We start from the raw sequence: 293 nt of genomic DNA on the forward strand, positions 1-293 counted from the left end.
AGTGTGCTCATCCCCGGGATGGTTTTACGCGGATGGCTCGCGACCAGCTGTTGCTGGTGATAGACCTGAAGCAGGGTATCGCCCGCATGGAGCTCCAGTTGCTGACCCACATACTGGTGCGGCACCGAGTAATGGTGCTGCTCATAGCTGACGTGATAGTCGATGTTGACCTTGACCGTTTTGATGGCGACATAGCGATAGGGATGCACCGGTAGTGACCCCAGTGCCGGGCGGTCCAACTGCTCAAACGCCTCGCGTCGGTTACCGGGCAGCTGCTTGAACGGGCGCTCGTT

Annotated in this window: 1 pseudogene; it reads right to left on the reverse strand. The window is 59.0% G+C overall.

Going from position 1 to position 293, the window contains the following annotated elements:
* Positions 1 to 293: pseudogene (locus tag J9892_RS20475) on the reverse strand (IS21 family transposase); the annotation flags it as partial.

The sequence above is a fragment of the Aeromonas sp. Prich7-2 genome, assembly GCF_017939255.1.
Lineage (GTDB): Bacteria > Pseudomonadota > Gammaproteobacteria > Enterobacterales > Aeromonadaceae > Aeromonas > Aeromonas caviae.